7 protein-coding genes are annotated in these 14,297 nt (G+C 40.4%); 5 read left to right on the forward strand and 2 right to left on the reverse strand.

The features are described from left to right. Nucleotides 1-3,737 (reverse strand): adhesin domain containing protein (locus RRB46_RS08720; protein WP_311538220.1); only part of this gene is annotated, 3,737 nt, incomplete at its 3' end. A 906-nt stretch (nt 3,738-4,643) separates the two neighbouring features. Continuing rightward, nucleotides 4,644-6,443, reverse strand: coding sequence for an oligoendopeptidase F (gene pepF, locus RRB46_RS08725; protein ID WP_311538221.1), 1,800 nt, complete (start codon nt 6,441-6,443; stop codon nt 4,644-4,646). A gap of 799 nt (nt 6,444-7,242) precedes the next feature. Between pepF and RRB46_RS08730 the strand changes: the two genes are divergently transcribed. From RRB46_RS08730 to RRB46_RS08750, 5 genes are all read left to right on the forward strand, one after another. Further along, nucleotides 7,243-8,472, forward strand: a complete 1,230-nt coding sequence (locus tag RRB46_RS08730) for an aminopeptidase (protein ID WP_311538222.1) — start codon at nt 7,243-7,245, stop codon at nt 8,470-8,472. A 482-nt stretch (nt 8,473-8,954) separates the two neighbouring features. Further along, nucleotides 8,955-9,455, forward strand: a complete 501-nt coding sequence (locus RRB46_RS08735) for an NAD(P)H-dependent oxidoreductase subunit E (RefSeq protein ID WP_311538223.1) — start codon at nt 8,955-8,957, stop codon at nt 9,453-9,455. Next, a complete protein-coding gene (locus RRB46_RS08740; RefSeq protein ID WP_311538224.1) occupies nt 9,445-11,022 on the forward strand; it encodes an NADH-ubiquinone oxidoreductase-F iron-sulfur binding region domain-containing protein in 1,578 nt (525 codons plus the stop codon). Before RRB46_RS08735 ends, RRB46_RS08740 begins: the two co-directional genes overlap by 11 nt. An 8-nt stretch (nt 11,023-11,030) precedes the next feature. Then, nucleotides 11,031-12,773: an NADH-dependent [FeFe] hydrogenase, group A6 gene (locus RRB46_RS08745; RefSeq protein WP_311538225.1), complete on the forward strand. Its 1,743-nt coding sequence runs from the start codon at nt 11,031-11,033 to the stop codon at nt 12,771-12,773. A 65-nt stretch (nt 12,774-12,838) separates the two neighbouring features. Next, nucleotides 12,839-14,101, forward strand: a complete 1,263-nt coding sequence (locus RRB46_RS08750; RefSeq protein ID WP_311538226.1) for an amidohydrolase family protein — start codon at nt 12,839-12,841, stop codon at nt 14,099-14,101. Nucleotides 14,102-14,297: the final 196 nt, after the last annotated feature.

Here is a 14,297-nt window from a genome sequence, read left to right on the forward strand (position 1 = left end):
TCTTTTCTAACTTCTACTTCAAATGGAATTTCTTCCTTAACTTTTTCAGTTCCGTTAGTCTTACCACCGATTTTAACAACTCTATTTTGACCAGCCTCTTCTGTTTCAGAAGTAACAACCTTCTTTTGGTCCTTGTCATAAGATGTTGTAATAGTTACCTTGCCATTTTTACCTGGTGTTACTTCTTCAGTCTTACCAGATTCAAGGTTTTCGTCATAAACATATTCAGTGTTGAATGATTTTTCTACAACTTTTGTAACTGGTTTTGTACCGATTTTTATAACCCTGTCAGTAGCTTCCTTAGTTGTCTTGAATTCGCCTTCTTTAGTTTCTGTTACTTGGCCATCCTTGATTACAAGAGTGTTTGTTCTTTCTTGTTCTCCTGGATTTCCTTCTTTAACAACTTCTTGTTGGCCAGCATCAAGGTTTTCATCATATTCGATTATTGTTTTATAATCTATATTTTTCTTTTCAGTTACTTCGTGAGTACCATCATTAGTTCCCTTACCTACTTGGATAAGTGCATCTTCTGCTGGATCTATTGTTTCAGTAGGCTTACCATCAATTTGAGAATTCTTAATTGTCCAAGTTGTAGTCTTTGTTCCAACCTTACCTGGTTTTACAATTTTGTATTCACCTTTTTTAAGTGTGTCTACTTCTTCGACCTTATATTTGAATGGTAGTTCTTCCTTGTGTTCTACCTTGCCTTCGGTATTCCTACCTACTTTTATAATTCTCTTTTTAGGAGCCTTAGTTTCAGTAAACTCACCTGTTTCAGTCTTTGTTACCTTGCCATCTTCAATTGTAAGAGTAATATCTCTCTTCTTTTCTCCGGCTTCACCTTTTTGAATTTCTTTGGTTTCGCCTGGAGCAAGACTGTCGTCAAATTGGATTTCAGTTTCAAATCCTACTTCAACCTTTTCTTCAATCTTGTGAGTACCGTCATTTACACCTTCACCTACGTGAATTTCTCTAACTTGTGGTGCTTCTAATTCTTGTTCTTCTTCTTTTACAATTTTTGAATCTTCAATTGTATAAGTTACTTTCTTAGATCCTTTTTTACCTTCGGTAATGACTTTGATTTCACCTTTTTTAAGATTTGGATCTTTTTCTACCTTGGTTTCAAAAGGAACTTCTACTGTTTTTTCAACTTTTCCATTTGTACCATAGGCCATAAATTGAGCTTCTGTTTTCTTTGTGCCTACTTCTAGCTTGCCATCTTCTTCATAATAATGAGCTGTGACTGGTACATTTAGGAGGGCTCCGTCAATTTTCTTGCCTTCTTCTTCATTTGGTACAGTTGCAGTTACCTTACCTGTATTTTCATCTATTGTGACATTCCATGTATTACCCTTATCATCTACATAGGTGTTAGATTCTAGGGTGTATTTGCCAGGTCTTCTGTTGTACTTATCTTCTGTGTTTAGGATTACATCTGATGAAAGCTTATCGCCTGACTTACCTGCCTTAGCATTGTAACGAGCAGTCATATTTGCTCTTTCCTCTATTACGAAATAAGCATTGACTTCTTCTGTTATATCTTCGCCTGGTTTTTGTTCATCTACATAGTGAGCTACTACTGGTACTGTAAGTTTTTCACCACCGTCAAAGTCTAGTGGGTTTACTGGTTTTGCAGTAACCTGACCTGTTGTTTCATCAACTTTTACAGTCCACTTATTTCCCTTATCATCTGTAGCTAGTTTATTGCCTTCCCCATCAGTTTCTAGAGTATCTGGAAGAGTATAGTGATCTGGTGTTATCCTCTTACCATCTTCTGTAACTGTAGCAGGGGATGTTTGTTCCTTTGTAGGGAAGTTTACTTGGGCGTCATATTCTGGCTTGATGTAGGTTGATTCTTGTACAACAAAGTGGAACCAGTGAGTGTCTTTTGAACCATTTGTGTAGGTGTACTCAATAGGGATTGCAACAAAATCACCAGCCTTGGCTGATTTTGGTGGAGTGATAGTGAAGTTTGAGATGTCCTTAGGATCTACGTCTACCTTCCATTGGTCTTCTGGTGCCTTACCCTTATTTTCACGTTCTATAAAGTCCATAATGAGCTTACCAGATGCTTCTCCCTTATTTTGGGCTTCATTCATTTCATCAGCAGACTTGTCAGTTTCACCTGGGTTTTCTGGCTCTACTATACCTACCTTAAAAGGCTCGCCCGGTTTTACTCCTGATGATGTTACCTTAGAGGTATCATCACCATTCCCATCTTCGAACTTTTGGTCATAGTATCTTGTATCATCTAGGTTTAGCTTGAAATTACCGATTAGGTTGTAATGGTCGTAGCGGTCGATGCCTTGCTTGTCGATTGTGACATTTTTTCCTTTGTGGTTAATGTCTTCAGAGCCTGCACCTGTTCCTACATAGGTTCCTTTATCCCATTCATTTTTAGGCGCTTGAGCTATAGCTTTAAATTCATCAGCCGTTCTTGGACGGGCGAAGAATTTAACATCTAAGGATTGGATTCCCTTGTAGTCAGGAGTGTTAAAGACTGATTCTTCATCAATTACAGTTTTGCCATTATCATCCTTCTTTAGAGCGCCCTTTGGCATTTGGATGTGGATATTGCCATTCTTTCCAATATAGGCACTTGCTCCTGGGACAACTTTACCTGTAACAGGATTGTATACTTGACCAACTAATCTTTCCTTGGCACTTTCGTCTATATTATCTACCTTGATACCAGTGTCTATTTCTTGGCCTTGGACAAAGACTTTTTCATTGTATTTTCCATTTAATTTTAATAGCTCTAGCTTATCATTTTCATTTGGCCATGGGTTGACCTTGTAAGTTATAGAAAAGTTTCCTCCGAAAAACTGAGGTTTAGGATTCTCTTTAGTGTAGTTATCCTCAAAACCAAAGGAAGTGGACTCATTGTCCTTATTATTGATATGTTCTAAGGTTTCTTTACTTGCTTCGTAGTTTAAGTTTCTTTGTCGCACACTAGCTGTTAACTCTGTATTTTCATTTGGCTTATAGGTTATCCCAGGAGATCCAGCAGTTAACTTTTCTCCCTGACCCATCATTGGCTTGTCTCCAGGATTAACAGAAATAAGACCAGAATCAGTTACAGTAATCTTAGTATAGGTTCTTTGGCCCGTCTTCTTGTCTATGGTAATTTCGTAACCATATTCAGTCTTGCTTGGTGATGTGGCTGATGGATTTTTGAGTTCAAATTTAAAACCGTCTTTTTCTACCTTTTCATCAGTCTTAACTAAGCTTTGATTGGTATCTCCTGGTTGGAGGTCGGTTTCCTTATAACGGTTGCTGCCATTATAGTCTTGGATTTTAGCTTCATCCTTGCCATAATTTGGGTCATCTGCTTTTTGAATGTGTATATCTTTTTTAGCCTCTGTTTCCCCAGCACCTTGAGCAGCTGGAGTTCTTTCTTCACCAATTTGAAGGGAAGCTGGCTCAGCTTTAGCATTTTCGTTTATATTAGCTGACCTACTTGTAGAATCAGCTGTTATTTCCTTATTATTTTGTGCTGTGCTATCTGATACAGTCTCTCCTTTTCCAGCATCTTTGCCTTCCTCATCTTTCTCGGTTTTTTGAGGAGTTGTTGCTGCTGGATTGTTTTCAACTACATTTTTATCGACTTGACTATCGATATTTTCTTCTTCAACAACCGGAGCTGTTGTATTCTCACTAGCTTGAGCCACATTTGCCCCACCTATAATAAAGGAGGCGGATATGGCTATGGCTAGAAGATTTTGTTTCTTGTTCATAGATTTCCTTTCTTTTATTTACATTTAATTATTACAATATATATTAAAATAATTCTAAATTCATACGTTAAATATCATACCGGAATAGGGAAAACAATTCAAGGACCAAACCGGCTTGATTACAGGACTTAACACGAATTTAACATCGACTTTCCCTAAATAAATTAACAATTTTTTTAGGGATATTACAAGTCGAGATGAAAACAACTAAAAAACGTGTAAATGTAGCCCTCTAGAACTTTAAAAATATTGACTATTTTTGTCATATTACTGGAAAAATTGTATTAAAAAAATCTAAGCCCTGAGATAAGAGCTTAGATTTATGATGGTGTTATATGATTTGCTTATAGATTCACACAAGAAGACTATGTGGATTCTTCCTCCCTACACTCGTTAGAATGACAAGAAGAGTTTCCTATTTATTAAACAAAGCCCTAGTTAGACGTTAAAATAAACTCTGAATAAAGTTTCTCTAATCAATCGAAAAGTTTGCCAAAGGCAAACTTACTAATCCCGCTCCCCGCTAAGGGGCCGCTTGTGGGGTGTAGCCGAGAGGGGTCCTAGGGGAGGCGAGTGAGGACCCATGCGGAAGGGTCCTCACTCGCCTCCCCTAGAAACGAAGATTCAATTGTAAATAAAGCAAACATATAAAAGATATAGAATTTGTTATTAAAAACAAATAAACGCAAAATTTTCGAGAAAATTTTGTAGAGAACGTAATCTTTTTACAATCAATGCTCCTATTCTTCACATCGGTCCTCCCCGAGCCGGACGGGCTAGTTCAAAATTACATAAGGTTTTTCATAAATTTCTTCTGCGGTGCATTGCACCTTGAGAAATTTTGAAAACCGTAAAAACTTTGCTAACAAAGTTTTTACTACCATTATCTCGGATGGGAAAACCCCTTTATTTATACATATCAAGCTTACCCATCAATTCATCAATCTGATCAACAATTTCCCCGATAAAGTCGATGGCATCTTCTATTGGCTTAGTGGTAGACATATCTACTCCAGCAGCCTTAGCTAGCTCTATTGGACCACGTGATCCACCCATTTTTAGGACTTCTAGCCAGGTTTTTCTGTCTGCTTCTGTGCCGTGGACAATTTTTTCTGATATGGCTGTTCCTACTGTAAGACCTGCTTGGTAGGTGAAGGAGTAAAGACCCATGTAATAGTGTGGTTGTCTCATCCAGGTGAGTTCTGCTCCCTCGTTTAGTTTTACAGAATCTCCCCAGAATTCTTCAAGTTTTTCCCTAAAGATGGCATTAAAGTCTTCTGCTCCTAGGCTTTCACCCTTGTCTACTCTCCTGTAGACTTCTCTTTGGAAGGCTGCCTCGAGATAGTGGGTTACGAAATTGTGGTAGTAGGTCTTGCCTATCATTGTGGCTAGGACCCAAAGTTTTTCCCTGTCATCTTCTGCCTTCTTTAGGAGGTATCTTTCCATGGTTATTTCGTTGGCTGTGGATGGAGCTTCTACAAAGTACATGGACATGTCATTTGATAGGGCATTTTGATTGTCATTTGACAAGATTCCTTGGCCTGCGTGACCTAGTTCGTGGGCTAGGGTCATGACTTGGCTCATGGAATTGTTGTAGGTGGTCATGATAAATGGATGAGATCCATAAGGGGATGCGCAGAAGGCACCAGTTCTCTTGCCTATGTTTTGTGAATAATCTATCCACTTGTCAGCAAAGGCCTTTTTCATGTAGCCGATATATTCTTCGCCTAGTGGTGATAGGCCATCTACTATATAATCTCTAGCCTGGTCAATTGATACCTGTGGCTCATAATCTGGGTCTATGGCTAGTTTTAGGTCTGCATAGGTCATTTCATCTAGGCCATAGTGGTTTTTGATAATTGTGGCATATTTTCTCATGATTGGGGCAAGTTTTTCCATGATTATGTCGATGTGGTTTTCATAAATATCAAAGTCCACATCTTGGCGGGCTAAGAGATAATGGAATACTGACTTGTAACCACGAAGGTCTGCCATGATTTTTTCGTTTTGGATAAGGGTATTGTAGACTGATGCATCTGCGTTTTGATAAGCTCCTAGGACCTTGTGATAATCTGCAAAAGCCTTACGTCTAAGCTCTGTGTCTGTCTCGCCTTCTAGGTATTCCTCAAAAGTGTTGTGGTTTAGGACAACTTCCTCGCCCTTGTGATTTATATTTTCAAATTTCATATCACCATAGCGCATATCATTGTAATTTACATATGGGGCATCAAAAGTTGGGGCAAGGGCTGCTAGGGCTGCTTCTGTATTCTCATCTAAGAGGTATTTAGCCTCATCCTTTACCCTTTTTAGGTAATATTCATAGCCTGGGTGATCTTTGGCCACTTGGTCTAAGATTTGTGGGTCAACCTTGACTAGGGCTGAGTCATAAAAAGATAGAGTGGCTGCAATTTTTGCATACTCGCTTCCAAATTTGGCATCTCTTTTGGCCATAGCATCGTCTGTGGCGTCTGTTTCCTTAGAAATTCCAGAAAAAGTACCAAGCCTATCTGTAAGACCAGAAATCTCAGCATAGGCCTCAAGTGACTTATAGACATCATCAGCAGTCTTTAGGTCTTTGAAATCTTCCTTGAATTTATCAGCCATAGCGCCAAGTTTTTTTATATCAGCATAAAAGGCTTCATCTGTAGCATATAAATCTTCAATAGCCCAAATTTCCTTTGGGTCAACTTCGTTTCTTTTTTTCATTTACTTCTCCTATTAAAATTAAAAATTTTATGGTCTTCACAATATATCGAGTAGCGAAGCTACGAAGATAGATTGATGAAGAACCTTATGTAATTTTTTCGGCACAGCACTACGAAATTTATCCCGAGCGTAATCTAGAGAAGGAGTGCTTTGTCGAAAAAATTACGTTCCGTTTAAAATTTACCTAGTAAATTTTGCTTTCTTATTTATATTATATCCCTTTCTTGGCTTTGATAAAGATTTTTACTATTAAAAGGTTTTTTGTGGGAAGTAGTTAGCTAATGACGATGTAATTACAAAACCCTTGATGTAAAGAACCATGAGATCTCTCACCTTCGTTCGAGATAGGTGTGCGGTACTTTGATATTGCCTTGGGAGATGAGGTTGTTTTCTGATTGGGCTTGTTATTGAATTTTTCTTAAATATTGGTATATTAATATTAACCATGAATTCCAAGAATATTACATGGTCTCAACCAAAAAAAGACGAGCGGTTCGGGCTCGTCTTTTTTTATTTAGGCTAATTATCATCATTTATTTTGCTATCTAGCCATTTGCAAATATAGAAACCAACTACACTCGCTATAATAGACAAAATGAATTCCAAGAATTCTCGCATGATCTCACCTCCCTTCCATGCTAAAGGGAATGATGATAACTATTTCATTATACTCTATTATTCTATTTGATTCGAGATTGGAGCCTAGAGATGTCACATCGAAAGACCTTGCGGCTGTCATATCCCATATCTAGCTTAGATAAGGTATAATCAGATTAGATTAATATGTTAGGAGAAGATTATGAATAAAAGAATTGAAAATTTTGCCAGGCTTGCTGTTGAGTTTGGTGTTAATGTGCAAGAGGGCGAGGATGTTTTAATTACTAGCCCTGTGGAAGCGCCTGAACTTGCCCGTCTTATGACTAAGGCTGCTTATGAAAAGGGGGCTCGCAAGGTTTCTATAAATTGGGTTGATGATACCCTTACTAGACTTTCCTACGAATATGAGAGCCAGGAGACTCTTAACGAGGTTCCTGACTGGATGGTTGAAAAGAGCCGCTACCAAATAGCTGAGAAGAAGTCAAACAGGATTTCTATAGTTTCTGAAGACCCAGACCTCTTGGCTGGTCTTGATGAGGCAAAAATTTCTGAGGCTATCAGATCACGTTCCCTAAAGATGAAGGACTTTGTAAAATACACCATGAATGACATCGTATCTTGGCTTGTTATCTCTGTTCCATCTGTCAAATGGGCAGAAAAGGTCTTTGCTGACCTTAAGGGTGAAGAAGCAGTAAATAGGCTATGGGATGTTATCCTTGATGTATCTAGAGTTGCTGATTCTTGGGAAGAAACAAAGGCTAATTGGGAAAATCACATCGCTACCTTAAATGAAAAGGCAGAATTTTTAAACAGCCACCAATTTGACTATGTGACCTATAAGGCAGCCAATGGCACAGACCTTAAGGTTAAATTACCAAAAGACCACATCTGGATGAGTGCAGGATCAACCAATGCCAAGGGAGATGCCTTCATACCAAATATGCCTACAGAAGAAGTCTTCACCGCCCCACTCTATGACGGCGTAGACGGCAGACTTGTTGCATCTAAACCTCTTGTTTATAACGGCGTAGTAATAAATAACTTTGAATTTACCTTCAAAGATGGCAAGGTTATTGATTTTGATGCCAAGGAGGGCAAGGATACCCTAGCTAAGATGTTAGATTCTGATGAGGGCTCAAAATACCTGGGAGAAATCGCCCTAGTGCCTTATGATAGCCCAATTTCTAACTCAAATATCCTATTTTACAACACCCTCTTTGACGAAAATGCCTCCTGCCACTTCGCCCTAGGCAAAGCCTACCCTACCTGTGTCAAAGGTGGAACAGAATTAGCTGATGATGAGGTAAAAAGCGCCGGCCTAAATGATTCTCTAATCCACGAAGACTTCATGGTAGGAACAAGTGATCTTGAAATAAAAGGCTACAAGGATGGAGTAGAATATCCTATCTTTGTGGGTGGTAATTTTGCTTAAGGATATAGAGAGTAAATAACTTTATAAAAATAAACTAAAAACCATTTTTCGACCGAACGAAGTACCACACCCCTTTTTTCGACCGAGCGAAGCGAGCGGAGGAATCTATTAGACCAAGCAAGAAACAAAGAACCGCTTAAATCCAAGAAAATTTTTATAGAGCCTTCGTATAAGCAAAAATGTCGTAAGTAAGATGTTTTAGAATTTTAGTATTCGTAATAGGTCTCTCGACTTCGCTCGAGACAAGGGGTTTATCGCTCGAGACAAGGGATTCTAGGTTCTAAGCATTGGATTATAATAAAAGCAGGAGTTATCCTGCTTTTTCTTTTCCTTTTGTGAAATCGTTATTTATTTATCTATGTATTCTAAGATTCTATTATAATAACAATCCTAGTGATTAAAATAATATATAATGAAATAGTTTTCATAAGACTTTTAATATGATACAATGAAATTAAGAATACGATGAAAGGAGTTTGTCTATGGGATTTTGTTTAAAAAAAGATCAGGAAAAGCTTGATGAGTTTTTGGCCTTTTTAGATCATAACAAGGACAGGAAGGGCGCTATTATGCCAATCCTTCAAAAGGCTCAGGAACTTTTCACCTACATACCTGAAGAAATCGTTGATATGATGGCCCTTAGGATGGGTGTCCATTCCTCAGAAATTTACGGGGTTGCCACCTTCTATTCCCAGTTTTCTCTAATACCGAAGGGAGACCATGAGATTTGTGTATGCCTTGGCACTGCCTGCTATGTCAAGGGTTCTGATAAGATTTTGGCAGAGCTTTCTAAAAAACTTGGCATAGGAGTGGGCGAAACTACAGCTGATGGCAAGATTTCGCTGGTAGAGGCCAGATGCATTGGAGAATGCGGCAAGGCACCTGTGGTAAGCATCGATAATGACAAAATTATCAGTCAAGCTGACCCATCTATGGCAGATGAGATAATTAAAGAGACCTTGGGGGAAGTTTATGAAAGTTGACCTTAATAAAATAAAAGAGAAGGGCCTTGCCAAGCTCATTTCCAGGATAAAAGATGATGACTCTTACGAGATAGACGGCGAAGATATAAGGCTTAGGGGAGATTTTTACAAAAAGCAAGTAAGGCTTGTCCTTAGAAACTGTGGCATAATCGATCCTGCTGATATTGAAGAATACATAGGCCGTGATGGCTATTTTGCCCTTGCCAAGGCACTTTTTGACATGGATAGGGCAGAAATTATCCAGGTCCTTACAGATTCTGGACTTAGGGGCCGTGGTGGTGCTGGTTTTCCGGCAGGTCGCAAATGGGATACAGCCTTTAGGCAAGATAATCCTACCAAGTACATAATATGCAATGCCGATGAGGGAGATCCTGGTGCCTTTATGGACAGGTCTGTTCTTGAATATGACCCCCACTCCGTCCTTGAAGCTATGGCCATAGCAGGCTACGCTGTGGGGGCAAATAAGGGATTTATCTATGTTAGGGCCGAATATCCTAAGGCTGTCAAATCTCTAGATATAGCTATCAAGGCTGCCAAGGACTTAAATCTCTTGGGAGAAAATATAATGGGGTCTGATTTTTCCTTTGATATAGAGCTAAGACTAGGGGCTGGGGCCTTTGTCTGCGGAGAGGGTACTGCCCTTATGGAATCAATCGAGGGCAAGCGTGGCCAGCCTAGAAATAAGGAATACAGGACCACAGTCAGGGGCCTTTGGGGCAAGCCAACTGTAATCAATAACGTCGAAACCCTTGCCAATGTGGCCCAAATCATCCTAAGGGGAGCAGATTATTTCAGGGCCTACGGCACAGAAAAATCTCCAGGCACCAAGGTCTTTGCCCTCTCAGGCAAGGTTAAAAATTCTGGCCTTGTGGAAGTAGCCATGGGCACTCCTATTAGGACCATTGTCTATGACATAGGATGTGGAATCACTGATGACAGGGAGGCTAAGGCTGTCCAAACCGGTGGACCATCTGGCGGCTGCATCCCAAAAAGGCTTTTTGATACGGCTTGTGACTTTGAATCTCTCAAGGCCATTGGCTCAATCATGGGCTCTGGTGGCATGGTTGTAATGGATGAGACCGACTGCATGGTCGATGTGGCAAGGTTCTTCCTAGAATTTTCTTGTGATGAATCTTGTGGTAAGTGCACCCCTTGTAGGATTGGCAACAAGAGACTCCTTGAGATGCTTGATTTAGTCACATCTGGCAAGGCAAGTGTCGAAACCCTAGATAAGCTTAAGGAATTATCAGAAATCATCTCTGATGCAAGCCTTTGTGGCCTTGGCCAAGCTAGTCCAAATCCAGTCCTATCTACCCTCCACTATTTCTACGATGAATACCTTGCCCATGTTACGGGCGATAAAACTTGCCCTGCTGGCAGGTGCAAGGACCTTTTAAAATACCAGATCACAGATAAGTGCATCGGTTGTGGCAAGTGCGCTAGATCTTGTCCTGTAGAAGCTATTAGTGGAGAGAAAAAGGCCAAGCATATAATCAACCAGGATGCCTGCATCAAGTGCGGAACTTGCATGGCCAACTGTCCAGTTTCAGCCATTAGCCTAGGATAGGAGGAAATATGCCAAAGATTTTAATAAATAATAAAGAAATAGAAGTCAGAGAAAAAACTACCATCTTAGAGGCCGCTAGAAGGCTAAATATAAAGATTCCTACCCTTTGCCACATGGATTTATCCGGGGTGAATTTTGTAAATAAAATCGCCTCATGCAGGGTGTGTTTGGTGGAAGATTTGAAAAAAGGTAAGCTAGTCCCTTCCTGTGCGACCTTTGCCAAGGACGGGATGGAGATTTCTACAGATTCAAGCAGAGTTGTCAGGGCTAGGAGGGTAATTGTCGAGCTTTTACTTTCTGACCATCCAAATGACTGTCTAAAATGTGCCAAAAACCTCAATTGCCAGCTCCAAAAGCTTGCAAGCGACTTAAATATTAGGGAGATAAAATATCCAGGCGAGAAAAAAGACTTACCAATAGATAGCTCTTCCTATTCCCTAGTCAGGGACCCAAACAAGTGCATCCTTTGCAAGCGCTGCGAAACCATGTGCAACGAGGTCCAAACTGTGGGCGCCCTTGCAGAAATCGGTCGTGGCTTTAAGACCCATGTGGGCTCTGCCTTTAACAGGCCAATGTTTGAGACAACCTGCACCTTCTGCGGCCAGTGCCTGGCAGTCTGCCCGACAGGTGCCCTTACAGAAAAGTCAAATGTAGCTGATGTCTGGAAGCTTTTACATAAGAAGGATGATGAGAAGATGGTCATTGTCCAGGTAGCTCCAGCTGTTAGGGTGGCTCTTGGTGAAGAATTTGGAGAAGAACCCGGAAGACCTATGACAGGAAAAATGGTCACAGCCCTCAGAAAACTAGGCTTTGACAAGGTCTTTGATACAAATTTCGCAGCAGACTTAACCATAATGGAAGAAGCTAACGAGCTTGTCGAAAGGCTTCATGGTCATGGCAAGCTTCCAATCCTTACCTCCTGCTGTCCAGGCTGGGTAAATTTCATGGAAAGCCAATTTTCAGACCTAATCGACATCCCTTCATCCTGCAAGAGTCCGCACGAAATGTTTGGGGCCATTGCCAAATCCTACTATGCTAAGAAGGTCGGCATAAGGCCTGAAAACATGACAGTTGTCTCAGTTATGCCATGTATAGCCAAAAAATATGAAGCCAAGAGAGATGAGCTTTATAACGAGGGCCTTTCTGATGTTGACATAGTTATAAGTACAAGAGAATTTGCTGGAATGATAAAAGAAAGCGGAATCGACCTTGTAAATCTCGATGAGGACGACTTTGATAATCCTTTGGGGGAATCAACAGGGGCCGGTACCATCTTTGGGGCAAGCGGCGGTGTAATTGAAGCAGCCCTAAGAACTGCTGCCGACACCCTCACCGGACAGCCTCTCGAAGAAGTCGAATTTAAAGACCTCAGAGGTCTTAGGGGAAGCAAGAAGGCTACTGTAAAAATCGGAGAAAAAGAGCTTAACATAGCGGTAGTAAGCGGTCTGGGCAATACCAGAAGGCTTCTAGAAAAGATAAGAAGCGGCGAGGAAAATATCCATGCCATCGAAGTTATGGCTTGCCCTGGTGGGTGTGTAGCAGGCGGCGGCCAGCCTTTCCACAAGGGTGACCTAAGTATTATCAAAAAACGAGCCGAGGGCCTTTATGGAATCGATAGGAAAAAGACCCTAAGAAAGTCCCACGAAAACCCATCTATCAAAATCCTTTACCAAGAATTCCTTGAAAGGCCAGGATCAGAAAAGGCCCACGAGCTTCTTCACACTTCCTACAAGGCTAGGCCAAAATATTAAAAAGGGGGCGAGCATAGGCTCGCTCTTTTGTGATATAATATATGTAAATACTTTTAATTGGGGTGATGAAATTGAAAAAGAAATTTATAAATGCAGTAATTTATAATCATGAGGATGCTAGCGAAATCCTTGTGGAAGATGGAGTTTTTACAGACTTTGGCAAGGACTTAGGAGATGCTGACCAAATCATTGACCTTGAAGGATCTCTTATAATTCCACCTTATGTCGATAGCCACCTCCACCTAGACTATTATATGGTTGGAAAGACTGACAAGGCCAAAAATGAGTCGGGAACTCTTTTTGAGGCCATTGATATTTGGAATGATTTCAAAAAAGGAACTAGCAAGGAAGAAATGAAGGAAAGGATAAGAGCAGCTGTCCTAGAGTGTGCCAGCCACGGCACCCAATATATCCGTGCCCAAACTGATTGTACAGACCCAAATCTGACAGGAATAAGAGCAGCCCTTGAAGTCAGGGATGAACTTAAAGATAAGATTACCATCCAAGTCGTAGCATTTCCTCAAAATGGCATGTATTCCTATAAGGAAGCTGGCAAAACTGGTAGGGACTTAGTCGAAGAAGCCCTAAAGCTAGGAGCTGATGTGGTTGGAGGCATTCCTCACAACGAATGGTCCCGTGAGCTTGGCGAAAAATCCATCAAGGAAATAGTAAGGCTTGCCCTAGAATATGACAAGCTTGTCGATGTACACTGCGATGAAACAGACGACCCAATGGCACGTTTTGTAGAAACTTTAAATGCAGAAGCCCTAATCCATAATATAGGAAAAAGGGTCACTGCCAGCCACACCTGCTCCTTTGGGTCAGCTGACAATGCCTATGCCTTTAGGATGATGGGGCTTTTTAGGAAGTCAAAGATGAATTTCGTAGCCCTTCCTACAGAAAATGCCTACCTTCAAGCTAGACTTGACACCTATCCAAAACGCAGGGGCCTTACTAGGGTGCGTGAATTTGTAGATAATGATATAAATGTATGCTTTGCCCAAGATTCCATAGTTGACCTTTGGTATCCAGCAGGCAATGGTAACCTCATGAATATCCTAGATAATGGCATCCACATGGCCCAGCTCATGAAGGAAGAAGATTTTGACAAAAATTTGGACCTTGTAACCATAAATGGGGCCAAGGCCATGAATTTAGAAGAAACTTATGGATTAGATCTTGGAAAGCCAGCCAATTTTATAGTTCTAGACGCAGACAGCCCTTATGAAGCCATAAGAAATAGGGCCGAGTGCCTAGCCAGTGTAAGAGCTGGTGAATTTTTATTTAAAAAGGCCAAGAGGACTTATGAAATAGATCTTAACTTATAATAGATAAAAATTTAATAAACTAAAAGCCCCATATCGGGGCTTATTCTATTTGAATTTCAATTGTTCCACCAACCAATCTTATGGAAAGCAAGATAAGTTTGATGGCTGTGCTCTTGCCTATCCTATTTTTCCCATATAAATCTAGGAGCTAAAACCTGAATTTAAACTAATACTATAAGACAATTAAATTTAAAAG

Origin of the sequence: uncultured Anaerococcus sp. (assembly GCF_963512375.1) — a bacterium.
Taxonomy (GTDB): Bacteria; Bacillota; Clostridia; order Tissierellales; family Peptoniphilaceae; genus Anaerococcus.

What these genes read in the sequence shown, in the direction of transcription:
- RRB46_RS08735 (WP_311538223.1), top strand. Translation starts at nt 8,955, where the DNA reads ATGGGATTTTGTTTAAAAAAAGATCAGGAAAAGCTTGATGAGTTTTTG.
- RRB46_RS08745 (WP_311538225.1), top strand. Translation starts at nt 11,031, where the DNA reads ATGCCAAAGATTTTAATAAATAATAAAGAAATAGAAGTCAGAGAAAAA.
- RRB46_RS08740 (WP_311538224.1), top strand. Translation starts at nt 9,445, where the DNA reads ATGAAAGTTGACCTTAATAAAATAAAAGAGAAGGGCCTTGCCAAGCTC.
- RRB46_RS08750 (WP_311538226.1), top strand. Translation starts at nt 12,839, where the DNA reads ATGAAATTGAAAAAGAAATTTATAAATGCAGTAATTTATAATCATGAG.
- RRB46_RS08730 (WP_311538222.1), top strand. Translation starts at nt 7,243, where the DNA reads ATGAATAAAAGAATTGAAAATTTTGCCAGGCTTGCTGTTGAGTTTGGT.
- pepF (WP_311538221.1), bottom strand. Translation starts at nt 6,443, where the DNA reads ATGAAAAAAAGAAACGAAGTTGACCCAAAGGAAATTTGGGCTATTGAA.